25 protein-coding genes and 1 pseudogene are annotated in these 22,740 nt (G+C 71.6%); 13 read left to right on the top strand and 13 right to left on the bottom strand.

Annotated elements, in window-relative coordinates:
- Positions 1-3: 3 nt before the first annotated feature.
- Positions 4-1,074, bottom strand: coding sequence for a 3-oxoacyl-ACP synthase III (locus tag RYJ27_RS11060; RefSeq protein ID WP_330170359.1), 1,071 nt, complete (start codon positions 1,072-1,074; stop codon positions 4-6).
- A gap of 1 nt (position 1,075) precedes the next feature.
- Positions 1,076-2,038 carry an arsenic resistance protein gene (locus tag RYJ27_RS11055; protein ID WP_330170358.1) on the bottom strand — a complete coding sequence of 321 codons (963 nt, stop codon included), beginning with the start codon at positions 2,036-2,038 and terminating at the stop codon, positions 1,076-1,078.
- A gap of 441 nt (positions 2,039-2,479) precedes the next feature.
- On the opposite strand from RYJ27_RS11055, the gene RYJ27_RS11050 reads away from it, so the two are divergent.
- Positions 2,480-3,847: a hypothetical protein gene (locus tag RYJ27_RS11050; protein WP_330170357.1), complete on the top strand. Its 1,368-nt coding sequence runs from the start codon at positions 2,480-2,482 to the stop codon at positions 3,845-3,847.
- On the opposite strand, the gene RYJ27_RS11045 is transcribed toward RYJ27_RS11050, so the two are convergent.
- Entirely contained in the window at positions 3,844-4,401 is a 558-nt protein-coding gene (locus RYJ27_RS11045) for a DnaJ family domain-containing protein (RefSeq protein ID WP_330170356.1), read from the bottom strand. The two genes, RYJ27_RS11050 and RYJ27_RS11045, sit on opposite strands and share 4 nt — an antisense overlap.
- 43 nt (positions 4,402-4,444) lie before the next feature.
- Here RYJ27_RS11045 and RYJ27_RS11040 point away from each other — a divergent pair, with 43 nt between their 5' ends.
- The 3 genes from RYJ27_RS11040 to RYJ27_RS11030 all read left to right on the top strand — a co-directional run bounded on the left by RYJ27_RS11040 (position 4,445) and on the right by RYJ27_RS11030 (position 7,766).
- On the top strand, positions 4,445-5,065 hold the full coding sequence (locus RYJ27_RS11040) for a cyclodeaminase/cyclohydrolase family protein (protein ID WP_330170355.1): 621 nt from the start codon (positions 4,445-4,447) through the stop codon (positions 5,063-5,065).
- A gap of 80 nt (positions 5,066-5,145) precedes the next feature.
- Complete coding sequence (locus RYJ27_RS11035) at positions 5,146-6,111, top strand: TIGR03885 family FMN-dependent LLM class oxidoreductase (RefSeq protein WP_330170354.1); 966 nt, start codon at positions 5,146-5,148, stop codon at positions 6,109-6,111.
- Positions 6,108-7,766 carry an alpha-amylase family protein gene (locus tag RYJ27_RS11030; protein WP_330170353.1) on the top strand — a complete coding sequence of 553 codons (1,659 nt, stop codon included), beginning with the start codon at positions 6,108-6,110 and terminating at the stop codon, positions 7,764-7,766. Before RYJ27_RS11035 ends, RYJ27_RS11030 begins: the two co-directional genes overlap by 4 nt.
- Before the next feature lie 5 nt (positions 7,767-7,771).
- Here the strand turns inward: RYJ27_RS11030 and RYJ27_RS11025 are convergent, their stop codons facing one another.
- On the bottom strand, positions 7,772-8,407 hold the full coding sequence (locus tag RYJ27_RS11025; RefSeq protein WP_330170352.1) for an NADPH-dependent F420 reductase: 636 nt from the start codon (positions 8,405-8,407) through the stop codon (positions 7,772-7,774).
- On the opposite strand from RYJ27_RS11025, the pseudogene RYJ27_RS13545 reads away from it, so the two are divergent.
- The 5 genes and pseudogenes from RYJ27_RS13545 to RYJ27_RS11005 form a co-directional block, all read left to right on the top strand.
- A pseudogene (locus RYJ27_RS13545) lies at positions 8,288-8,590 on the top strand (hypothetical protein); the annotation flags it as partial. The gene RYJ27_RS11025 and the pseudogene RYJ27_RS13545 sit on opposite strands and share 120 nt — an antisense overlap.
- 43 nt (positions 8,591-8,633) lie before the next feature.
- Positions 8,634-8,825 (top strand): hypothetical protein, encoded by a 192-nt coding sequence (locus tag RYJ27_RS11020; RefSeq protein ID WP_330170351.1) that lies wholly within the window; start codon positions 8,634-8,636, stop codon positions 8,823-8,825.
- A 193-nt stretch (positions 8,826-9,018) separates the two neighbouring features.
- The gene (locus RYJ27_RS11015; protein WP_330170350.1) at positions 9,019-10,125 is read left to right on the top strand and encodes an iron-containing redox enzyme family protein; all 1,107 of its coding nucleotides are present in this window, start codon (positions 9,019-9,021) and stop codon (positions 10,123-10,125) included.
- A 66-nt stretch (positions 10,126-10,191) separates the two neighbouring features.
- Positions 10,192-10,395: a CDGSH iron-sulfur domain-containing protein gene (locus RYJ27_RS11010; RefSeq protein WP_330170349.1), complete on the top strand. Its 204-nt coding sequence runs from the start codon at positions 10,192-10,194 to the stop codon at positions 10,393-10,395.
- A 134-nt stretch (positions 10,396-10,529) separates the two neighbouring features.
- Complete coding sequence (locus RYJ27_RS11005; protein ID WP_330170348.1) at positions 10,530-10,838, top strand: hypothetical protein; 309 nt, start codon at positions 10,530-10,532, stop codon at positions 10,836-10,838.
- Here the strand turns inward: RYJ27_RS11005 and RYJ27_RS11000 are convergent.
- From RYJ27_RS11000 to RYJ27_RS10985, 4 genes are all read right to left on the bottom strand, one after another.
- Positions 10,822-11,700 carry a hypothetical protein gene (locus RYJ27_RS11000; RefSeq protein ID WP_330170347.1) on the bottom strand — a complete coding sequence of 293 codons (879 nt, stop codon included), beginning with the start codon at positions 11,698-11,700 and terminating at the stop codon, positions 10,822-10,824. The genes RYJ27_RS11005 and RYJ27_RS11000 overlap by 17 nt on opposite strands.
- Positions 11,701-11,705: 5 nt before the next feature.
- Positions 11,706-13,208: a tyrosine-protein kinase domain-containing protein gene (locus tag RYJ27_RS10995; protein WP_330170346.1), complete on the bottom strand. Its 1,503-nt coding sequence runs from the start codon at positions 13,206-13,208 to the stop codon at positions 11,706-11,708.
- 168 nt (positions 13,209-13,376) lie between these two features.
- Positions 13,377-14,885 carry a helix-turn-helix transcriptional regulator gene (locus tag RYJ27_RS10990; RefSeq protein ID WP_330170345.1) on the bottom strand — a complete coding sequence of 503 codons (1,509 nt, stop codon included), beginning with the start codon at positions 14,883-14,885 and terminating at the stop codon, positions 13,377-13,379.
- Between the two features lie 326 nt (positions 14,886-15,211).
- Positions 15,212-16,435 carry a sensor histidine kinase gene (locus RYJ27_RS10985; RefSeq protein WP_330170344.1) on the bottom strand — a complete coding sequence of 408 codons (1,224 nt, stop codon included), beginning with the start codon at positions 16,433-16,435 and terminating at the stop codon, positions 15,212-15,214.
- A gap of 203 nt (positions 16,436-16,638) precedes the next feature.
- Here RYJ27_RS10985 and RYJ27_RS10980 point away from each other — a divergent pair, with 203 nt between their 5' ends.
- Entirely contained in the window at positions 16,639-17,148 is a 510-nt protein-coding gene (locus RYJ27_RS10980) for a DUF421 domain-containing protein (RefSeq protein WP_330170343.1), read from the top strand.
- Positions 17,149-17,339: 191 nt separating this feature from the next.
- Here the strand turns inward: RYJ27_RS10980 and RYJ27_RS10975 are convergent, their stop codons facing one another.
- From RYJ27_RS10975 to RYJ27_RS10965, 3 genes are read right to left on the bottom strand one after another with little or no spacing between them, the layout of a single operon-like run.
- Positions 17,340-18,227 (bottom strand): polysaccharide biosynthesis protein, encoded by an 888-nt coding sequence (locus RYJ27_RS10975; RefSeq protein WP_330170342.1) that lies wholly within the window; start codon positions 18,225-18,227, stop codon positions 17,340-17,342.
- Between the two features lie 32 nt (positions 18,228-18,259).
- Positions 18,260-19,078 (bottom strand): sulfite exporter TauE/SafE family protein, encoded by an 819-nt coding sequence (locus RYJ27_RS10970; RefSeq protein WP_330170341.1) that lies wholly within the window; start codon positions 19,076-19,078, stop codon positions 18,260-18,262.
- A 10-nt stretch (positions 19,079-19,088) separates the two neighbouring features.
- A complete protein-coding gene (locus RYJ27_RS10965) occupies positions 19,089-19,223 on the bottom strand; it encodes a hypothetical protein (RefSeq protein WP_330170340.1) in 135 nt (44 codons plus the stop codon).
- Positions 19,224-19,417: 194 nt separating this feature from the next.
- On the opposite strand from RYJ27_RS10965, the gene RYJ27_RS10960 reads away from it, so the two are divergent.
- Entirely contained in the window at positions 19,418-19,774 is a 357-nt protein-coding gene (locus RYJ27_RS10960; protein WP_330170339.1) for a DUF202 domain-containing protein, read from the top strand.
- 19 nt (positions 19,775-19,793) lie between these two features.
- On the opposite strand, the gene RYJ27_RS10955 is transcribed toward RYJ27_RS10960, so the two are convergent.
- Together RYJ27_RS10955 and RYJ27_RS10950 are read right to left on the bottom strand one after the other, a co-directional pair.
- Entirely contained in the window at positions 19,794-20,207 is a 414-nt protein-coding gene (locus RYJ27_RS10955) for a DUF4190 domain-containing protein (RefSeq protein ID WP_330170338.1), read from the bottom strand.
- A 166-nt stretch (positions 20,208-20,373) separates the two neighbouring features.
- Positions 20,374-20,970, bottom strand: coding sequence for an arsenate reductase/protein-tyrosine-phosphatase family protein (locus RYJ27_RS10950; protein ID WP_330170337.1), 597 nt, complete (start codon positions 20,968-20,970; stop codon positions 20,374-20,376).
- Between the two features lie 52 nt (positions 20,971-21,022).
- Between RYJ27_RS10950 and RYJ27_RS10945 the strand changes: the two genes are divergently transcribed.
- Together RYJ27_RS10945 and RYJ27_RS10940 are read left to right on the top strand one after the other, a co-directional pair.
- Positions 21,023-21,814, top strand: a complete 792-nt coding sequence (locus RYJ27_RS10945; RefSeq protein ID WP_330170336.1) for a CPBP family intramembrane glutamic endopeptidase — start codon at positions 21,023-21,025, stop codon at positions 21,812-21,814.
- 77 nt (positions 21,815-21,891) lie between these two features.
- Positions 21,892-22,728, top strand: a complete 837-nt coding sequence (locus tag RYJ27_RS10940) for a universal stress protein (protein ID WP_330170335.1) — start codon at positions 21,892-21,894, stop codon at positions 22,726-22,728.
- Positions 22,729-22,740 lie beyond the last annotated feature (12 nt).

Raw genomic sequence — 22,740 nt, 5'->3', positions numbered from 1 at the left:
GGGTCACCAGGCGAGCTCCATCATCGCGGTGTTCAGGCCCGAGCCCACGCCCATGAGCAGCACCCGGTCGCCGCGCGTGAGCGTCTTCTGCTCCTCGACCAGGGTGATCGGGATCGACGCGGGGCCGACGTTCCCCAGGCGAGGGAAGGTCGTGGGCACGCGCGAACGGTCGAGCTTCGCGGCCTTGACGATGGCATTGGTGTGCACCGACGACACCTGGTGCGTGATGTAGCGGTCCATCGACGACCACTTCCACTCGGGGGCGGCTTCCTTCCACGCCGACACGACGAGGTCGAGCCCGCCCTTGAGCAGCGCCTTCGCGTCGGTGAACATGCCGTCGACGCTGCCGACGCAGAGCTCGTGGAACTGGGTGGCCGCGCGCGTGACGCCGCCGAGGATGCGGTGGCCCTCGGGGTGCTCGTCGGCGCGGCCCAGCACGGCGGCCGCCGACCCGGACCCCAGGGTGAGCGAGGCGAACTCGCTCATGAACCCGTCGCGGTCCACGTCCGCGGTGACGAGCCGGTTGATGGTGTTGACCTGGATCTCGTCGGCGTCCTCGCCGTTGACGACGATCGCGTACCGGATCTGCCCTGACTCGATCATGCTGGCCGCGAGGCTCATGCCGTTGACGAAGCCGAGGCAGGCGTTGGCGACGTCGAAGTTGATCGCCGAGGTCGGCAGGCCCAGCCCGTGGTGCAGGCGCACGGCGACGGAGGGCTCGAGGTGCTTGCGCGTGACGGACGTGTTGATCAGCAGGCCCACATCGGCGGGGTCGACCTTCGCGTCGGCGAGCGCCTGTGCGCCCGCCTCGATCGTCGCCTCGTCGGTCGATTCCCCCTCGGCCCAGTTGCGCCGCTCGAGGACGCCGGCCACGCGCTGGAGGAGGCCGGGCCGCAGTCTCAGCCGTGCGAGCGCCCCCGAGAGCCGGTCCTCGATCTCGGCCGAGGTCGTCACCCGGCTGGGGAGCACGCTCGCGACCGACAACAGGGAGACGTTGTCGAAGCGAGTGGTCGCATTTCCGGCCACTGATCCTCCGTGACGAGCCGCAAGACTCCTGGCGTTCAAGATTCCCATTTTACGCTCGCGGCATCGCCCTGCGGGCATATGCCACCATCGCCACCATGACGAGCAGCTCGACCAGGGTCTGCGTCACCACGACGAGCGGGGTCAGCGCGTACGCGCTCGGCAGCGCGAGCGCGAGCGGGAGCACGACGAGGGAGTTGCGCGTCACGCCGCTGAAGACGACGGCCCGGCGCCCCGGTGCGTCCAGTCGCGCGAGCGACCCCGCTCCCCGACCGAGCGCGATCATGACGGCCGCGAAGGCCACGTACAGCGGGAGGAGCCCGGCGAGCACAGTCCACCGGCCCGCGACGCCGGGAACCTGCGACGCGACGACGACAGCAAGCGTCGCCATCATGAGGGGCACCATGAGGCCGGTCGCCGCGGCATCCACTCGGCGCGCCCACGCCGCGCGGGCCGCCAGCAGCTGCGTGGCGACGGCCGCCGCCAGGGGGAGCACGATGAGCAGCAGGAAGGCATCGACGAAGGGACGCAGGTCGAGCTCGGCGACGAAGGAGCCGCCGACCATGAGCCACAGGTACGCCGGCAGCAGCGCCATCTGGGCGAGCATGAGCAGCGGGGTCGCGGCGAGGAGCCGCGCGCGCGAGCCGCCGGCGAGGCCCGTGAACACGATGACGTAGTCGACGCACGGGGTCAGCAGCACGAGAAGCACGCCCACGAGGACGGCGCGCTCGCCGGCCACGAACCTCGACAGGGCGAAGACGACGGCCGGCACGGCGACGAAGTTGAGCAGGAGAACCGTGACGAGGAATCGCCCGTCGCGCACCGCGGAGCCGATCGCGGAGAACGGCACACCGAGGAACGTCGCGTACAGCAGCAGCCCGAGTATCGGGGTGATCGCGAGCTCGAGCGGACGGGATGCCGCGGGCACCGCGTGCCCGAAGGCGACGCCGGCGGCGAGCGCCGCGAGATAGAGCGGCACCTGGTGCCGCTCGGCCCATCCGATCACTGCGCGCATCGCGTTCCAGTCTGGCGGAGGTCCGGGGCGTGCGCGTGCGGGCGTCCGTCCGTCGGGAGGACGGCGAACCCGCTGTGGAATACTTCCCGAGTGAGGTCATCACGCGCCCCCGCCGTGCTGCTCGTCGTTCTGCTCGCCGGAGGACTGAGCGCCTGCACATTCGCCGCGCCGGCGGCCGACCGCGCCTCGCCGCCTGCCGCGGCCGCGCCGGCGCCGACGACGACGGCGCGCCCCGTGCCCACGCCGGCACCGACGGCGACCGCATCCCCGTCGTCGCCTCCGGCTGACGCCGGGAACTCCGACCGGGGAGGACCTGGCAGAGGCGGCGCCGGCGGCGGCGGTCATTCCGGCGGCGGCGCGCCGGGCGGAGGGGGCGGCTCGTCGAAGCCTCGGCCGACCGCGGCGCCGACACCCGCTCCCACGCCTCAGCCCGTCCCCACCGTGCCACCGGCGTGCCCGACCAGCAGCACCGACCCGGGCATCCCCGTCATGGACTTCGGATCGATCGCGGCGTATTCCACGACGGCGTTGGCGCAGGGCGAGGACTGCACGGGATTCCGGTCGTTCCTCTCGACCGGGCTGCCGCAGTACGACTCGCAGTCGTTCGAGTTCTTCGGTCACCTCGTCGACGATCAGGGCGAGGTCAACTCGATCGCGCTGATGTCGCAGGGCAACACGGTCATCCCCGGTCTGCAGGTGCCGTGGCTGACGATGGAGGAGTCGGGCCTGATCTTCAACCGTCTCTCTCTCGACGAGGGCCCGCGATTCGGCGGCATCGATGGTCTCGCCGACATCTCGGTGCCCACCACGATCGGGTACGCGCCGTGGAGCATCCACGTCGAGCAGCAGAGCACCGGCGATCCCGAGCAGATCGTCGACATGCGCGTCGTATCGGGTGCGGTCGGAGCCGTGGGGTCGGTGTACGAGCTGACGGTGTCGGTCGAGACCGGCATGGCGGGGTCGCCCGCCCGGGAGTGGGCGACGCTCTCCGTCCGCGCGAAGGACCTCACCGGGATCATCCAGTGGGGGTACGGGCCCAACGGGTTCTTCCCCCTGTGGATGTTCGACGGCGAGCCCCTGCCCGCGTCCGGGGGCCCCATCCCGACCACGGATCAGCGCACGCCGATCATGGGTTCCTACGGCGGCGACATCGGCGCCTACTTGGAGGCGACCGGCGACCCCATGACCGGGCAGGGGTCGCAGTACTACTCGATGCCGCTCGTGGAGGTCGAGGAGTGGTCGGTGCAGATCGGGTCGTCGTACGTCGCGAGCGGCACGGAGGGGCTGCTGTTCTTCGACAACCTCACCGAGACCTACAACGACGCGGCGCAGTACGTCGTCGGTGACGGATACGAATGGACCGAGTTCTCGGTGCAGCTCCCCGGCAGCCTGCAGGGCATGCTGATCGCGACGACCGGCCAGCGGGAGGTCGGCGAGCTGCACTACGCGATGCTGGGCGGCGCCGGTTCCTCGCAGGCGGTCAACGGCACGCTGGAGCCCACGGCGAACTGGCCGCAGGGTGCGATCCACATCACGCCGACCGCCGATACGTGGACCTCGCCGCACAGCTGCTACGTCTACCACCTGGAGTACGACGTACAGCTGGACGGGTCACCCACCCGCCCCGCGGCCGCTCTCGTCTTCCGCGCCACCGCCCCGGACCAGGAGCTCAACGCCCTCGGCCGCGCGGTGTACGAGGGCCTCTTCTCGTACACCGGCACCCTGGACGGCCGGGCCGTCAGCGGCTATGCCTGGGGCGAGATCCAGGGCGTCCCGCCGACGGGCACCCCCGTTCCGCCCCACTGCTAGCGCCCACGCCGCCACCAGCGCCGCCGGCTGGAGCGCGGGGCGGCGAGGGCCTCGGCGGTGGCCGCCGCCGCCTCGCGACGCTCCCGCCACGCCTCGATGTTCGCCTCCACGTCGCGCACGGGGGTGACCACGGGCGGCCCGCCGAGCAGCTGCCGTCGTGCCTCGATGATGCGGTTGTTGAAGTCCTCGAGAACCTCCCGCACGTCGCTTTCCCGGCCCAGCGCGTCGAGCCGGTCGTCCAGCTCGGCGTTCTCCACCCTGAGGGCGATCGCCGGGGGGCCGAGGCCGCGCAGCTGCTCGGTCTCGATCTTGCGACGGATCCACCAATCCGGGTCGTGCCCGCGTTCCAGACCCTGCAGAGGCTTGCCGGCTCCGGGCAGGTCGTCGAACTCGCCGCGGCGGACGGCCTGGGCGATCGCGATCTCCACGACCGCCGCGCGTTCGGCCTGCGTCATCGGACGCGGCTCCTCCTCGGGCGGAGTGCCGTCGCCCTCGCCCGTCTGGGCGGCCCGATAGCGAGCCGCGGCCTCTCTCGGATCGTCCGTCGTGATCACCCCCGGCTTCCAGCCTGCCACCGGCGGGAGTACCGTGGCGCGCATGGACGACGACGCCCGCATCCACCCCAGCATCAGCCTCGAGGATTGGCTGGACCGTCTCGCGCAGCCCACGGGGGCCCCCGGAGGCGGAGCGGCGAGCGGCATCATGATGGCGACCGCCGCATCGCTCCTGCACATGGTCGCGGCGTACACGCCGGACGATGAGCGGGCCGTCGCCGCCGGCGGGCGGCTGCGCCGTCTGCGGGACGACGCCGTCGACGCTGCCCAGGCCGACGGGGTGCGCTCGGCGGAGCTCGGCGCCGCGCTGGCGCACGAAGAGGACGACGACCGCGACCGGCTCGTGCGCGAGGCGGCGATCGCCGCGGCGGGCACGTCGCAGCGCCTGGGGGATGTCGGAATGCGTCTCGTCGACGAGCTCCACCTCATCGCGGGGGTGGGCAACCCGAACCTGTCTGCAGACCTCGTGGTGGCCGCCGAGGCGCTCGCGGCGGGGCTCGGCGGGGCATTGACCAACCTGCGGGCCTGCGTCGACCTCGCGGAGGCGCACGCGGGCGCGGGGGACGAGATGCCGAGCCGGCTCGCGGATGCCGCGGCATCCGACCCGCTCATCGCGGCGGCGCGTGTCGCCGCCGCCGAGGTCGCCGCCGAGCACGCCGACTGACCGGCGCGGCATCGTAGCGGAGAGGCGCCGCCCGCCGCACGGCCCTACCGCCCGCCGCGTGCGGACGTCACGATCGAGGAATGGTCTTCACCGGTTTCCACGCCTCGCACGAGCAGATCCCCCCGAGCACCCTCCTGCGGCATGTGCAGGATGCCGACGCGGCCGGCTTCGACGGCGCCATGTGCTCCGACCACCTCTCGCCGTGGACGCCGAGACAGGGCGAGTCGGGCTTCGCGCTCAGCTGGATCGCCGCGGCCCTCGCCACCACACGGTTCTCGATCGGAATGGTCAACGCACCGGGGCAGCGGTATCACCCCGCCGTCGTCGCGCAGGCGTTCTCGACGCTCGAGGAGATGTTCCCCGGCCGGTTCTGGGCCGCCCTCGGCAGCGGCGAGGCGATGAACGAGCACGTCACGGGCGACGGATGGCCCGACAAGGACACCCGTACGCGGCGCCTCGGCGAATGCGTCGATGTCATGCGCCGGCTGTTCGCGGGAGAGGAGGTCGACCACGACGGTCTCGTTCGCGTGCACCGCGGGAGGATCTGGAGCCTGCCGGAGACGCCGCCGCCCCTGCTGGCGACGGCCGTGAGCCCCGGGACGGCGGCCTGGGCGGCCTCGTGGGCCGACGGCATCGCCACCGTGGCGCAGGAACCCGAAGCCCTTCGCTCGCTGCTCGACGCGTACGGCGACGCCGGCGGTGGGGGGCCCCGCGTCCTGCAGGTGCACGTGAGCCTCGCGCCGACGGATGCCGAGGCCCTCGCGCTCGCGCGGGACCAGTGGCGCAACGGCCTCGTCTCGCCGCCGCTCGCGTGGGATCTCCCTCACCCCGAAGACTTCGAGGCGCTCACGACCGACCCGGACGAGGCGGAGCTGCGCAAGGCCGTGCTCGTCTCCCACGATCCCGACGAGCTCGCTGACCGGATCGCAGCGCTCGTCCAGCTCGGATTCGACCGGGTCTACCTCCACCACGTCGGCAAGGACCAGCGCCACTTCCTCGACGCCGCAGCCCGCGTCATCCTGCCCCGCCTGAAGGAGACCCCATGAAGATCACCGACACGAGCGACCTGTGGTGGAAGACCGCCGTCGTCTACTGCCTCGACGTCGAGACCTTCGTCGACGCGAACGGCGACGGCATCGGCGACCTGCAGGGGTTGTCGCAGCGCATCGACTACCTCGCCCAGCTGGGCGTCACGGTGATCTGGCTCATGCCGTTCTATCCCACGCCCGATCGCGACGACGGGTACGACGTCAGCGACTTCTACGGCGTCGATCCGCGCCTGGGCACCCACGGCGACCTCGTCGAGGTCATCCGCACGGCGAAAGACCGGGGGATGCGGGTGATCGTCGACCTCGTCGTGAACCACACGTCCGACCGGCACCCGTGGTTCGTCTCGGCCAGGAAGAGCGTCGACTCGCCCTACCGCGACTACTACGTCTGGCGAGACGACCCTCCCGCCCACGCTCCGAACGAGGTCTTCCCGGGGGAGGAGGACGGGATCTGGGAGAAGGACGACAAGAGCGGCCAGTACTACCTGCACAGCTTCTACCACCACCAGCCCGACCTGAACGTCGCGAACCCCAAGGTGCGCGACGAGATCGCCAAGACCATCGGCTTCTGGCTGCAGCTGGGCATCTCCGGCTTCCGCGTGGACGCCGTGCCCTACCTTCTCGAGGTGCCCACGGGCGCCGACATGGGCGATCCGCACGAGTTCCTGCGCGACATCCGCCAGTTCCTCCAGCGCCGCTCGAGCGAGGCGATCCTGCTCGGCGAGGTGAACCTGCCGTACGAGAAGCAGCTGCGCTACTTCGGCGGGGCGGACGGCGACGAGCTGTCGATGCAGTTCGACTTCGTCGGCATGCAGGCGTTCTACCTCTCCCTCGCCCGCGCCGATCCCACCCCCTTGATCGAGGCGCTGCGCTCGCGTCCCGCCATCGCGCGGGAGTCGCAGTGGGCCAACTTCCTCCGCAACCACGACGAGCTGACCCTCGACAAGCTCAGCGACGACGAACGCCAGGAGGTGTTCGACGCGTTCGCCCCCGAGGAGCACCAGCGCGTGTACGGTCGCGGCATCGTACGACGCCTTCCGCCCATGCTGCACGGCGACCCCCGTCGCATCCGCATGGCCTACAGCCTGATGTTCAGCCTTCCCGGCACCCCCGTCATCTTCTACGGGGAGGAGATCGGGATGGGCGAGAACCCCGACCTCGACAAGCGGCATGCGGTGCGCACGCCCATGCAATGGGCCGGGGATGAGACGGGGGGATTCTCCTCCGCGCCGCTGTCGAAGCTCGTCGCGGCGCCGCCGGGCGACGGATACGCGCCGGTCCACGTCAATGCGGCCGATCAGCTCGATGACCGCGGGTCGTTGCTGCACTTCTTCCGCGATCTCACCGGCCGGTACCGCATCTCGCCGGAACTGGGCTGGGGGGAACTGGAGATCCTGGATGCCGGGGCGCCCGGCATCCTCGCGCACTCCGTGTCGGCAGACGTCGGCCGCATGGTCGCGGTGCACAACTTCACCGACGTGCCCGCCACCGTGCGCATCGCGCTGCCGGGCGAGCCGGAGGGCACGTCCCTGGTGGATCTGTTCGGCCCCGACCGCATGGGGCTCGCCGACGGTGCCGCCTCGTTCGAGGTGGATGCCTACGGCCACCACTGGCTGCGCGTCAGCCGACCGGGCGACGGCCGCCTGACCTGAGCGGGTCAGCGCTGTGCGCGGGCGAGGTTCTCCTGCAGCTCCGTCGCGGTCTGGCGGACGACGTACGCCGGCTGGTCGCGCTCGACGCGCCAGCTCTCGGACAGCGGGCCCACGTTGACGGTGTCGAAGCCGAAGGCCTCGTAGAGACGCGTGACGAAGTCGACGCCCGCGGCGGAATCGCTCGCCGTCGCGAGGGCCCGGCGGCCCGGGGTGCCCGGCGCCGCGCCGTCGGTGAGGATCTGAGACGACATGATGTGGTTGAAGCCCTTGACGACCGTGGAGTCCGGCAGACGCCGCTGCAACATCTCGGACGTCGTGGTCGTCTTCTCGTCGAGCTCGGCGATGTGGCCGTCGCGCTCCCAGTAGTAGTTGTTGGTGTCGACGACGATCTTGCCCGCAAGCGGCCCGGCCGGGATCGCGTAGATCGCGCCGAGCGGCACGGTCACGATCGCCCAGTCGCCCGCGGCGGCCGCGTCTGCGACGGTCGCGGCGCGTGCGCGGGGTCCGAGCTCGGCGACGAGATGCTGCAGCGTCTCCGGCTCGCGGGAGTTGCTGATCACGACGTCGTAGCCGCGGTCGACGAGCCCCCGGGCGAGGGTCGATCCGATGTTGCCTGCTCCGATGATTCCGACGGTGCTCATGGGGGAGTGAACGCCGGAGCCCCACGGGCATTCCCGATCAGTCCGTCTCGGTGCGGATCCGGCGCCACGGCGGAAGGGGGTGTAATGGGAAAGTTCCTGTACGAGCCGCGCATCAAGGCGGACTTCGACGGCCGAGCGCTCGCTCATCTGCACAAGGTCATCCGGGCGAAGGTGCGGCGGGGCGAGTCGTTCCATTTCAGCTGGCAGGACGACACGAGCATCGGGAATGAGCGCACCACCGTACACGATCTCGAATCGAGAACTCGCAGAGGTTCAGGAGGAGATCGCGGCGGCCCAGCGAGAGGGCGGCTGGCTCCTCGTGAACAATGGCGAGGGGACCCGTCGGGACGCGTACATCTGGGTAGGCGGGGGCATTCCCATCGCTCTGGTGCCCATCCCCGCCGACCCCGTGGGGTGAGCGGGCGGTGCTGTCCGTGCGATTCCCGGCGAACGCCGATATCGTGCCGAGCGCGTGAGGTCAACCCCCGTCCGGAGACGGAAGCACGCGCCCAGCTTCGGGGAGCACACTTCCGGAGGAACCCCATGAACGACCACCTTTCGCCCCTTATCGCGCGCGTGCGCAAGGACCTCGCGCCCTACAGGCGCAACGCATGAGCGCCCTAGATATCGCGCCCACCGATGCACCCTCGCCCCCCGCGGGATTCGTCGCGCGCTTCGACGGCCCCCGCCCAGGCGCTGCGCTGCCGGCGCCTCGCGGTCCTCTCAGCGCCCTCCTCCTGGAGACGCTGACCTCCCGCGTCGCGGCGCCGTCGAGCGAACACCTCGTCGCGGTGGCCGAGCGCGCGGCCCACGAGCCGGACGACCTCGCCCGTGACGAGGATGCCCAGCTCTCGCTGTTCCTGCTGTACGCCAGTCACTACGGGTCCCTCCCGGACATCGACGCGCGCCACGAGTGGGACCTCGGCATCATCGCCGCGCGGGGTGTGCTCGAGCGACGGTTCGAGGGCGATCTGCGCGAGCGCGTGGAGGTCCCCGAGGCTCCGGAGCCGACGAGGGAAGCCGTGGCAGCCGCGCTCTTCGCGCTCACCGCCCCGACCCCGGGGCCGAGCCTGTCGCGCTTCGTCGCGAAGAAGGCGACGATCGCGCAGGTGCGGGAGTTCCTCATCCATCGCAGCGTGTACACGCTTCGCGAGGCCGACCCGCACTCGTGGGCGATCCCTCGACTGCGCGGCGTGCCCAAGGTGGCGCTCGTGGAGAGCCAGGCCGATGAGTACGGCGGCGGCGACCCCGTCCGGATGCACGCGGCGATCTTCGCGCGGACGCTGCGCGGTGCCGGCATCGACGATCGCTACGGCGCCTATCTCGACCACATCCCCGCCACGACGCTCGCGTCGCTGAACATGATGTCGATGTTCGGCCTGAACCGCCGCCTGCTCGGGGCGATCGTCGGGCACCTCGCGGCGTTCGAGATGACGTCGTCACTGCCGAACCGCTCCTACGGCGACGGCTTCCGGCGCCTCGGCTTCGGTCCCGATGTGACGGAGTACTTCGACGAGCATGTCGAGGCCGACGCCGTGCACGAGCAGATCGCCGGACGCGATCTCGCCGGCTCGCTCGCCGAGCAGGACCCGGCGCTCCTCCCCGACATCCTCTTCGGCGCGGCCGCCTGTCTCACCGTCGACGAGTGGGGCGCGGACGACATGTTGAGCGCGTTCGAGGAGGGGCGGTCGTCCTTGCGCGAGCCCCTCGTGCCGTGACCGCCCGGGGTGCTCGCCGCCTGGGCCCGCCGGCGCACGATCGGGCCGGATCGACAGGAGACATGCATGTGCACACCGTCTGAGCGGCCCCCATCGATCGAGGCCTACCCCGACGGCCCCTTCATCATCCGGGGCACCGTGGAGGTCGTCGACGAAAGCGGAAACCGCATCGTCACGAGGCGGGCCACGTCGGCTCTGTGCCGGTGCGGTGCCTCCGCCATCAAGCCCTGGTGCGACGGCACGCACAAGATCGTGGGTTTCCGAGGCTGACTCCGGCCCCGCAAGCGGTGCGTGGCCGGGCGAGGACGTCGCCGCCGCGTGAGGACTTCATCTTGGGGGATGTCCTCACGCGGCGACGAGATCCTCGTGCGCATCACTCCTTGCCCAGGGCGAAAGGAGATTCTGTGGTCGCTGTCTGGTTCGCTCGCATCCTCGGGCTCGTACTGCTGGCGCTGAGCATCGTCGGCTTCTTCGTCGACGGTCATCTCTTCGGCGTCGTCACCGTCGACCTCGCCCTCGACATCAGCCGACTGGTGCACGGCGTGCTGCTGTGCATCGCCGGTTTCGCCGGTGTGAACCGAATGGTGCGCAACCTGATCCTCGGGATCGTCGCTACGACCTACCTGCTCTCGGCGTTGACGTGGTTCATGGACCGTGAGGTGTACGGCCTGGCGTGTTTCGGGGCCTCTCGGCGTCCTAGCCGAGCGGGATGAGCGCGTCGGCGTTCCACAGCAGCGAGGCGGATGCCGCGGTGGGGGCGGCGGGGTCGGCCGGTGTGCACGTCGAGCCCACCTGCAGGCCCCCGCAGCCCGGGGCGCGCGTGACGGCCACCGGTACGGAGTCGGCGAGGGTGACGGCCACGGCATCCGCGATCCCCGCCGCCGCCCAGTCGGCGCCGTCCCACGTGAACACCTCGGCGTCGCACACGAGGGCGGCGGTGCCCTCCTGCGCGGCGAGGCTGCGAGCCTGCGCGCACGGGGCGGCGACGGGCTCGCCCCCGAGCACGACCGTCGCGGCATCCGCGGGCTCGATGTAGCTCGCGGCGGCCAGCTCGTCGGGGTACGGCTCCCAGAACCGTCCCTGGGTGAACGTGCGCATCAGCTGGGTCTCGCAGTCGTCGCCGAGCGAGGCGACGACCTCGGCCTGCGTACCGGCGAGCGGAGAGAGCGCCGCCACCTGCCGGATGTCGCGGTAGAGCGGGGTGACGTCGTTCCAGGTCAGTCCGCCGTCGGTCGAGCGTTCGATCACGGGGGCGATGCCCTCGGTGCAGGAACCCGCGACGGCGCGCCAGAGGACGCCCTCGCTCCCCTCGGCGAGGAACCGCTCCTGCGCGCGCTCGACGGGCTCGAGCGGCGTCGCGGTCGGGGTGGGCTCCGCCGAAGGCTCGCCGCTCGGCGACGGCTCTGCATCGATGGGCGTCGAGGCCGTTCCCTCGGGGTGCTCGTCGCCCGTTCCCCGATCGAGCGCGACGAGCGCGAGCACCAGGACGACGACGGCCAGCGCCGCGACGATCGCGACACCGATCCACTGGGCCGCGCCGGTGCGCGCCCTGCGGCGGGAGCGGTAGCGGGTCATCGTGGCTAGAGCAGATCGTCGATCGAGGCGCTGCCCTTCGGCGCGCCCGTGCGGACCTGTTCCGGCGCCGTCTCCGCCGAGCGGCGCGCCCTGCGCGTCGATGCCTTCGCCGGCTTCGGCTTCGGGGACTCGGGGGCGTGGCCCCCGTAGCCGTAACCGCCGTACCCGTACCCGTACCCGTAGCCGTAGGCATCCGGTCCACGTGTGGGAACCATGGTGAGCACGATGCCGGCCACCTTCGCGTCCACCGTCTCGAGCGCGTCGATGGCGCCCTCGAGCTGGTGACGACTGGTGTCGCCGGCCGCGACGACGACGATGGCGCCACTGGTGCGCTTGGCGAGCACCGCGGCATCCGTCACGGGCAGCAGTGGGGGAGCGTCGAGGATGACGACGTCGACATCTCGCGAGAAGGCTTCGAGCAGTGCGTGCATCTGCGCCGACCCCAGCAGCTCGCTCGGGTTCGGGGGGATCTTGCCCGCGGGCAGGACGTAGAGGCTGCGCGAGCCCCACTGCTGGAGGACGTCGGTGAGGTGCACGCGGCCGATGAGCACGTCGGTGAGCCCCACGCCGCCCTCGACACCCAGGTACTCGTGCACCTTCGGCTTGCGCAGGTCGGCGTCGACGAGCACGACGCGCTTGCCCGCGTCCGCGAGCGCGATCGCGAGGTTGACGGCGGTCGTCGACTTGCCCTCGCTCGGCATGCTCGAGGTGATGACGAAGCTGTGACCGCCGTCCATGTCGAGAAACTGGAGGTTCGTGCGCAGCGCCCGGAACGCCTCGCTGCGGGGGTTGGTCGGGTCTTCCTTGAGGATGATCGGCCGTTCCTTCGCACGCGGGTCGAAGGGGATCGCGCCGATGATCGGGCGTTCGGTGATCGCCTCCACATCGCGGGTGGAGCGGATGCGGGTGTCGAGCACGGTGCGGAGGACGGCGAATCCGACGCCGAGGGCGAGGCCGACGAGGGCGCCGAGGGCGAGGTTGAGCGGCACGTTGGGGCTGACGGGCACGAAGGGCGCGTCGGCATCCTTCACGAGGGTGAGCTTGATGGGGCTCGCGTCCGAGTCGGGCAGGGTCTCGAGGTCTTCGACCTGTTCGGTGAGGCTCGCCGCGACGGCGTTCGCCAGGCGGGCCGCCTCCGCGGCGCTCGGGTCGGTGACCGTGATCGAGATGATCGTCGTGTTCAGGGGGCTCGATGCGCTCACCTTCTCGGCGAGGCCGTTGGCGCTGATGTTCTCCAGGCCGAGGTCCGAGATGACCGGGTTCAGGATGATGGGCGTCGTCACGAGGTTGACGTAGGTCGTCACGCGCGCCTGTGTGAACGTGTTCCCCTGCTGCAGCTCGGCGACGGTGGAGCCCGCCTGGCTCGAGACGAAGACCTGGCTGGTGGCCTCGTACTGCGGTTCGCGCGTGAGGCTGTACGCCGCTGCGGAGCCGATGCCCACGAGCGTCAGCGCGACGATCACGAGCCAGTTCTTTCGCAGGATACGGATGTAGTCGCTGAGCTCCACGGGGCTGGGGTCCTCTCGGCGTCGTACGGCGCGCGGGATGGGGACTGTGCTGTGCGGCCGCTTGGCGTCGGGGAGACGGGGCTCCCCTGACCCCCCGCGCCTATCCTGCCACACGGGTGTTTGGGGGCGGTGGCAGCATCGAGGGTCGGTCGCTCGCCGATGCCCTCCCTACCCGAGGACCCCCCGGACCCGGGCGGCGGCGACGGCATCCCCTCTGGAGGCGACACCGAGCTTGCGATAGACGCCGGCGATGCGGGACTTCACCGTGTTGAGCGAGACGAACAGGCGATCGGCGATCTCCTGGCGAGAGAGCGGGGAGTCGAGCAGGGCGAGGATCTCGAGGTCTCCGCGAGTGAGCCCCGCGGGGGGAGAGGGCGTCGCGGCGGGGCGGCGAGATTCCGACTCCATCTCGCCGAGCAGCTCCCGCACATCGGATGGCAGCCACGGCTCTTCCGACCGTGCGAGCGGGCGGGACTCGAAGGCGAGCGGCCGCAGCAGCGCCTCCGCACCCGCGCGGTCGCCGTCGCGCAGGGCAGCCGCGGCGAGCACTCCGATCGCGGCGATCCGGGAGCCCCGAAGCTCGCCGCACCGGTCCAGGAGGCGCTCTGCGGCGGCGCGGGCCTGTTCGTAGCGGCCGAACTGCAACGCCGTCGTCGCGGTGGTGGTGATCGTCAGGTCGCAATCCGGGTCGGCCTCCGCGAGGAGGCGCCACGCGGCGGCATCGTCTTCCCGGAGGCACGCGACGGTCGCGGCCGTGCAGGGCAGCACCGAGCGGGGGAGGCCGTCGCCGTCGCAGCCCGGCAGGCGCGCACGCCGGAACTGCTCGATCTGCGTCTCGGCGTCGCTGATGCGCTCCTGCCTCAGCAGGCTTCGCGTGACCTGCCACACGAGAAACGGCCATCGCCCTCGGTACACCCCTGCGGGGTGGGTGTCGAGGACGAAGGCTGCGAGGGAGAAGTCGTCGGATGCCGCCGGTCGCGCAGAGGGCTCGGTGAGCGACGCCTCGGCGATGCGTGCCGTCGCGTCGATCTCCGGTTCGAGCCACGAGTCGCTCGGCGTCATTCGCTCGAGGGAGCGGAGCGCCCATGCGGCGATTCGGTAGTCGCCGACGAGCGCGTGCACGAGGGCGAGCATCGCGTGGGCGTCGCGGGGCACGCACATGAGGGTGTCGGGGACATGCCAGACGCCCGCACGGGCGAGGTCCGCCGCTGCGGCGCCGAAGTCGCCCGCGAGGGCGCGGGTTGTCCCCGTGTGCAGCGCGACCGCGGCGGTCCAACCGCCGTCGCGAGTGCGGTGCGTATCCGCGGTTCCGGCGAGCAGGTGCGCGTACGCGCGATCCATCAGCCGCGCGGCGGCGGCCGGCCGCCCCGACTCCAGCAGCCGGAACACCTCGACGATGTCCCGCAGCGACTCCGGGACCGGCGGTGCGTCCGGCGGGGTGATCCACGGGAGGTCGTCCGCTCCCTCGCCCCGCGTGGCGAAGTACAGCACCAGCGCTGCCCGGTTCTGCGCGATCAGCTCCGGATCCACTCGCCGAAGCGCGCGATGGAGGCGTTCGGGGGGCACGCGGAACCAGTATTCGAGGGCGCGTCGGGATATCTCCCGGAGGAGATCTTCGGGATCGAGATCGAGCGAAGGGGGTGCCTCGTCGCGCAGCGACGAGGCGGCGGGTGTCATTACCCCATCATGAGGGCCTCGGGCGTCGGGCGATACCCGTCCCGCGTGCACCCCGACGAGAAGACCCCCTCGAGGCGCGCTCTTGGGGGACGAACGTCTCGAGGGGGTCGGGAGACGGGAATCCCGTCGTGGACGGCGCGTTGGGGACCGCGGCCGTTTCGTCTCTGGGGGGATGACGTCGACGGGGAGTATTCCCGTGAATATGAGAGTAGGAGGCGCCGGCGGCGCGGGGCTCGGATCCACCCGAACGTCGCCCGGATCTCACCCCCCGCAGTGGGGCGCTCCCTATCCCGACGGAGACGTACTCGCCGGACGATGCGACCGGCTCAGCCGCGCGCCGCGGGCAGGGTCACCACCGCGCGGACGCCGCGCGGATGCTGCTGCTTCAGTTGCACGGTGCCGCCGTGCGCCTCGACGATCGCGCGCACCCGCGTCAGCCCCAGTCCGAAACCGCCGATCGCGCCCTCTCGCGCCGCGGGGGTGCGGTAGAAGCGCTCGAACGCACGGGACCGCTCGTTTGGTGTCATCCCGGGTCCGTCGTCGGCGACGATCAATCGCACCACGAGGTCGTCGACCGCCGCCCAGGACACGCTCACCCGCGAGCCCGCGGAGGAGAACTTGATCGCGTTGTCGAGGATCTCTGCGATCGCCGTGCGCACACCGTCGGGATCCGCGAACGCCATGGCATCCGCTGCCTCCTCCACCTGCACCGTGACGCCGCGCTGGGTCGCGGCGCCACGCGCCGCGTTCACCGACGCGCCGGCGACAGTCCTCAAAGACACCGGGCGGGGGTTGATCTTCGGCGACAGGTCCGCGGCGCTCGTCAGCGCCGCGACGCGGTCCACGAGGGTGTCGACGCTGCCCTGGACGACCGCGAGCACTCGCCCGGTAGGGGTGTGCTCGGGGTGCTCTTCCTGCAGCAGGCTCAGGTAGCCGGCGACCGGGGTGAGCGGCGTGCGCAACTCGTGCGACGCCGTCCGCAGGAATTCCTCCCGAATCTCCAGTGCGGTCGCGAGTTCCTCCTGCGTGGCGCGCATCCGGCGGGCGGCGATCCCGACGACGAGGGAGATGAGCAGCACGAGCACCGGGAGGGCCAAGACATCCACCCACTCGGTCGGATCGCCGGGGAACTCCATGGCGATGAGCAAGGGGGTGAGCGTGATCACCACCGCGCTGAGCGTCGCGGTGATCACGGCGGCCTTCTCGTGGCGCACGCCGTAGGCGAGCCAGAGCGCGGGGAAGACGGCGAGGAGGTCGACGACGGGCAGTTCCGGCAGCAACGCGGTGCGCATGAGCGCGATCCCGACCGTGTCGGTCGTCGCGAGGGCCGCGAGCGCGAGCAGGGCGAACCGCCGCTCGCGCATCCCGGCACGCCCCGGAAGGAGGAGGGCGGCGATCGTCGCCGCGGTCACGAGGAGCACGCCCACGGCCAGCAGGATGCCGCCCGTGATCGCCGGCCCCGCGAACGCCGCGCCCAGGGCGAGCACCACCACGGCAGCGAACAGTGCGAGCTGCGATCGTGCAAAGACCTGCAGTCGGTCCGCGGACACGCGGAGGGTGGTTGGTCGGGACATGGGGCTTCCGGGAAGGAACGGCGTGGTGCGTGCTGCCGCTCACACAGAGTCTGCCCCGTCGGACGGCGATGTGCGAAAACGCCTGCGACTACCAGCAGGCGCCCTCGCGGGCAACGGGTCGGGCCCTCGGGCGTTGCGGGGGTACCGTGGCCCGATACCGCCGAGAGGAGAAGTGCGACGTGTGGTTCGATTCATGGTCCGACCTGGTACGCATCGTCCTTGTGGGCGCCGCCGCCTACGTCACGCTCGTGGTCGTCCTGCGTGTGTCGGGCAAGCGCACGCTCGCTCAGCTCAACGCCTACGACTTCGTCGTCACCGTCGCCCTGGGGTCCACCCTCGCGACGATCCTCCTCAGTAGCGACGTCTCGTGGAGCGAGGGGGCCGCGGCGTTCGGACTCATCGCGCTGCTGCAGTTCATCGTCGCGTGGATTTCGTCGCGGTGGCCCGGCGCCCGCAAGGTCGTCACATCGCGCCCCATCCTGCTCCTGAGAGACGGCGAGATCCGCACCCGGTCGCTCAGACGGGCGAGACTCACGGAGGACGAGCTCGCGCAGGCGGTGCGCAGTTCGGGCGGGGGATCGCTCGAGGGCGTCGCCGCGATCGTGCTCGAGACCGACGGCACGTTGAGCGTCATCCCGGAGCCAGCGTTCGGGGACGGATCGGCTCTTCGCGATGTGGAGAAGAACTGAGCGATGTGCGCGTAGGACGGGAATCCCCCGCTTCCACGCTTCTCCGCCCCCGGTAGGCTCGGGCGCGTGGAGGAGTGGGCCGAGGAGGCGGTGGAGCAGCTCGAGCGCATCACGCGCGATCCCTTCGCCGGTGCGGCGAGGGGTACCGTGCGCGTGCTCGGGGTCTCGATGCCCGAGGGGGCGGCCCGCTATCAGGAGTGCAGACTGACGCTCCTCGCGCAAGCCCACGGGCTCGAGACCGCCGTCATCGAGACCGCCGTCGTCTTCCCCCGACGCCGCTGGCCGCGAGAGGGCGACATGGCGCCCGCCCGCATCTCGCGCACCGTGCCCGGCGCCGTCGAGGTGGACTGGGAAGCCCTCACCCGCTGAGGACGGACTCGGCCGCCGATTCCTCGGACGGCGAAGCCGACAGCGCCGCACGGGCATCGGCGCGCACCCCCGCGACCCGCTCCGCGGCGGCGAGGAGGGGCTGTCGCAGCGTGGCCGTACAGCCCGAGCAGCCGGCGCTCGTGCGAGAGGTCGTCGGCGTCGCCCCACTTCACGTGCTCGGCATCCAGCGCGTGCGCGAGCTCGGCGGCGCGAGCCTCGTCGGAGCGCACCTGTGCGAGTGTCACCAGGCGTAGGTCGTGACGGGCGGCCACCGACCGCACCGCCGCGATCCAGGCATCCGTCGGGAACGCACGAGCCCCGCGCAGGCTGACGACGAGCGTGTCGCGTCGTGCGGTCGTCTCGGCGCGGCCGCGGCGTCCGAATCCGATGTCGGGACTGTGGACTCCACCGCCGATGAGATCGAGCGATCTCTGGTTGCGCAGCGCGCCCGAGTCGAGCGCGACGAGTCCCGCTGCCGCCACCGTGATCGACAGCCCGAGTGCGACGGCCGTCGCCTGCGAAAGCCGCCGGCGCACCAGGTCTTGCGAGAGCGTAGTGGGAACGATGTATTCCATCCGCAGCGTCGCGAGGGGGAGCAGGATGAACGCGATGGCGAATGCCACCTCCTGATACACGCCCAGCTCGGCGGGCGGGAACACCCGCGCGAGGACCGGGATGACGGCGACCAGGGCGAGCTGGCCGATGACCACCCTCCTCTCGATCGCGGTGGGCTGCCTCCGCCTCAGCCGACGAGCAGATACACCGCGCCGAGGATGGTGAGGACGATCACGATGCGCTCGAACAGCTGCTGCGACATCCGACCTGCCGCACGGATGCCGATGAGTGCCCCCACGAGGACGCCCGGAACCAGCAGGAGGTCGATGAGGAGCCCCGCGGGCGTGAGCAGACCGATCCCGATGGCGAACGGCAGCTTGGCCACGTTGATCATCGCGAAGAACCACGCGGCGGTGCCGAGGAACGCCTTGACGGGGAAGCGGGCCGCGAGGAAATACATCGACATCGCGGGCCCGCCCGCGTTCGCGACCATCGTCGTGAAGCCCGCCGCGGCACCGTACCCGACGGTGGCCGCGGTACGCGCCGCGGGCACGGGCCGCGAACGGTCGCGACTCGCCGTGTCCGCATCGGTGCCCGCGGCGTGTCGCGACCGTTCGCCCGGAATGGATGCCGCTCCTCGCCGTCGCTGCCAGAGGGTGAGCGCGATCAGGGCGAGGAGGATGACCCCGATCACGCGCCGCACGCCGCCGTCATTCGCGAAGGCGAGGAAGAGGGCGCCGACGACGAGGCCCGTGACCACTGCGGGAGCGAGCCGCAGCAGGGTCGGCCAGTCGGCGTGGCGCCGGTACGCCAGCAGGGCGAACACGTCGCCCACGAGCAGGAGGACGAGCAGCACGGCCGTGGAGTTGCGGGCGGGGAGGACGCTCGCGAAGATCGCGACGGCGACCGTCGTGGCCCCGGGCATCGCGGTCTTGCCGATGCCCACCGTGACGGCGCCGATCGCCAGCAGCACCCACGCGCCGAAGCCGAGTTCGCCGGCGCTCATAGGACCCCGCTCACCGGCCGACGGTGCGGAAGCCGGCGGCGCTCGTCGACGCCTCGAGCGAGACCTCGTTCAGCGGCGCCTTCCGGTCGGCCTCGTCGCCGGCACCCCCCCGCTGAGGCGGGAAGACCGGCGGGGGAGGGCACATCTGCGGACACCCGACCAGCCTATGCGCGCGCGATAGGGTCGGAACGATGTCGAACCGCTTCCCCCGATCGGTCTTCGCGCGCGGATCCGAGCCGGACCCGCGCTTCACCGCCCCCTGCCCGCGCCGAGCACGGGCGTTGCGATCGTCGGCGGAGTGATCGTCGGCGTCGTTCTGCTCACCCTCGGGTTCTTCTGGTGACCACGCCCTCCCACATGCCGTTCGACCCGGGCCTGCAGCCCGAACGCACGCTCCTCGCGTGGCGACGGACTTGCCTCGCGCTCGCCGTGGCCAGCGCCGTCGTCGTCAGGTTCGCCGGGGAGACGATCGGCGTCGCGGCGGCCGTGCTCGGCATCCTGGGCGTCGCAGCCGCGGCCGGGGGATACCTTCGTGCCGCCGCGCGGTACCGGCGAGCCCATGAAGGGCTCACCGGCACCGGTGAGCTGCCGATCGACGGCATGGCGCTGGGCTTCGTGACGATCACGCTGCTGCTGATCGGCGCGGGAGCGGCGGCCTACGTGATCGGTGTGGGCGTGCAGCGGCTCGCACCCTGACGGTGCAGCCGCGGCAGGGTCAGCCGCAGGAGATCGTGAGGCCGTTGTCGAGCGTGTGCGTGCCGGGGCCGAGATCCGCGCACAGACGCGCGAACTCCTCGGCGGCGCCGACCGCGACGCCGATGAGGACGATCCCGACGATGATGCCGATGACCATGAGGATCGCGCTGACGATGATCGCGGCGACGGCCCAGCCGTTCTTCGCGCCCGCCTTCCTGCTCTGCACGAGGGCGACGATCCCGAGGATCAGCGCGACGAGCTGGACGAAGAACGAAAGGATGAACGCGACGATGCCGAGGGTCCTGCCGGGCACCGGGGCGTCTGGGTTCGGCGAGGTGTACGCCGGCGGCGGCGGATAGGCGCCGGGGGCCGGCTGCTGCGGGGGCGGAGTGCCGTCTGCGGGCGGCGGGGGGTAGTTGGTCGAGTCGGACATGCGGGTTCCCTCCTGTTCGGCGTGGGGTGGCGCCAGTGCCGACGTTAGCGGCGCGCCGTCCTCGGCGGCAGCGCACGCGCCGCACGCCGGCCGCGTTCGGTCGTCGCAGGGGATGGGTGCGGGCCGCGTCGACCGGCCGTTCGGGGCGAGCGAGGGGTGCCGTGGCTCAGGCGCGGCCGGCGACGATCCGCAGCACCCGCGCGACCTCGTCGATCGCGGGGGTGAGCTGCGCTGCCGCGAGGTCGTACGTGCGGTGGGAGCGGCGATACGGGTCGACGACGTCGTCATCCTCGGGATCGTCAGGAGGAGCGGAGGCGCTGCGCGCCGCGGAGACGAGCGAAAGTGCCGCCCGCAGTCGGTCCGAGGGGTCGTGGAGGCCCTCGAGCGCGGCCACGAGGGCGTCGTCCGGAACGGTCGCCGCCAGCCGCGCGAATTCTCGCACCGTGAAGGTGGAGCGCAGCTTCAGCGGAGCCAGCTCCACCGCGGCGCGCCGGTGCTCGCGGGCCATAGCGAGCACGAGCGCCGGCGCCGCCAGTTCGCGCTCCGTGAGCAGCCGCGCGCGATGCGCCTCGGCATCCGCTGCGCGCGCTCCCGCGGCCTCCGCGAGGACCTGCGCCTCGAGCGTCATGGGGTGGCCGATGAGCGCACGGGTCCCGGCGCTCGTCACCCGGATGCCGAGGCCCCGGAGGCGGGCGCGCAGCAGCACCTCGGCGAGGGGTGAACGGGCGACGTTGCCGGTGCACACCGTGAGCAGCTCGATCATGGGCCTCTCCCGGTAACGTGGGCTCGTGGCCCCCGAGTCTAGTGATGCACCTGTGACCTCGAGTGACACAGCTGCCTGCGAGGTCGCCGCACCGGACGAGAAGGGCGCGTCACGTGGGCGGGCACGGTCCCGCCGACGGCTCTGGTTCGAGGGCGGCTCGAGCGTGCAGCGGTGGGGCTACGACCTGCTGGGCTGGGCGATGATCTCCTTCGCGATCGGCACGCTCGCCTCGGCGGCGATCCACGCGGCCGCGCCTACTCCTGCAGGCCGCACGCTCGCCGCGGTCGCCGTCTGGGCGGGCATGCTCGCGCCGATCGTCCTCGCGCTGCGACGGTCGCGTCCGCGCGGCCTGCTGAGGCTGCGCGGGGTCGATATCCTCTACGGCGTCGTCCTCGGGGTGTCGTTGCGCGTGTGCCAGGGGTGGCTGGATCAGGCGGCGGCGGGTGGGGTCACCCCGTTCCCCGCCTACCCGACGATCGACGGCGCTCTCCCCGCGTCGTGGTGGTTCGGCGATCTTCTCGCCCCCGTCGTCATCTCGCCCGTGCTCGAGGAGTTCTTCTTCCGCGCTGTGCTTCTGATCGCGATCTACTCCGTCGCGCGCCGGGCCCTCGGCGGGGCGGTCGCGGGATTCGTCGCCGTGATCACGACGACCGGGCTCTTCGTCGTCGCGCACACGCTCTCGGGTGCGCTGGCGTGGGATGATGCGGCGGCCTACACGCTCGTCGGCCTCACGTGCGGCCTGCTCGTCGTTCTCACGGGGCGCATCTGGGGCGCGGTCCTGACCCACGCGATCTTCAACGCCTCCTGGGTGGCGTTGGCGACGGTGGGGACGCTGCTCGCGTAGGCGGCGTTTTCTCCGGCTCTCCCCCTTCACGGGCGCGCTCTCGCGGGGTACCGTCCCAAGAGAACAAAGGAGTCGCCATGGACGCGAAGCTCGTCGTCGGGGTCAAGGATGCCGCGGCATCCCATCGGGCCGTGGAATGGGCCTCCGGATGGGCCCGGAAACGCGGTGCGACGATCGAACTGGTCGCCGTCGTCGGCGGGGCGATCGGGGTGATCGGGGAGGGGGCCGTCGTCGACACGGCGCTTGAGCACGCCGAGGAGCTGCTGTGGCGCGAAGCGGCGCGCGTGCGCGAGCACGGCGTCGCCGTGACGACGCGCCTCGAGCGCGGCAATCCCGTCGAGATCCTCATCGCGGCGTCCTCGGATGCCGCACTGCTCGTCATCGGCAGCGACTACCGCGGCGTCGGCGGACCGTTTCGCGGTCGCCGCGGCATCCGCATCGTCGCTGCGGCCCACTGCCCTGTCGTCGTCGTGCCCGAGCTCGAGCCGGGGGAGCGTAGCGGCGTCGTGGTGGGCATCGACGGGTCCGAGGTGTCCGAGGCCGCCCTGGCCTTCGCCGCCGCGGAGGCGGACCGTCGCGGTACGGAGCTCATCGCGGTCAGCGTGTGGTCCCCGGTCGCGGTGCCGCTGGAGTTCTCGACGTACCCGGAGGACTACCTCGCGAACATGCAGACCGCCACGGAGGAGATGCAGGCGGTCGCCCTCGCCGGCCTCGCGAGCGATTACCCCGACCTGCGGGTTCGGCGTGTAGTCGAGAGCGGGTTTCCCGCGAGCGTGATCGCCGCGCGGGGGAGGTCCGCGGAGCTCGTCGTGCTCGGCAGCCACGGCCGCGGCGCCTTCGCGCGATTCCTGCTCGGATCCGTCAGCGAGGAGGTGTTGGCCCGGCTCCCGACGGTTACGGCGGTCGTGCGCTGACCGTCTACGGGG

It is taken from the genome of Microbacterium limosum, from assembly GCF_036324365.1.
Lineage (GTDB): Bacteria > Actinomycetota > Actinomycetes > Actinomycetales > Microbacteriaceae > Microbacterium > Microbacterium limosum.
This window is presented reverse-complemented; position numbering and strand designations above follow the sequence as displayed.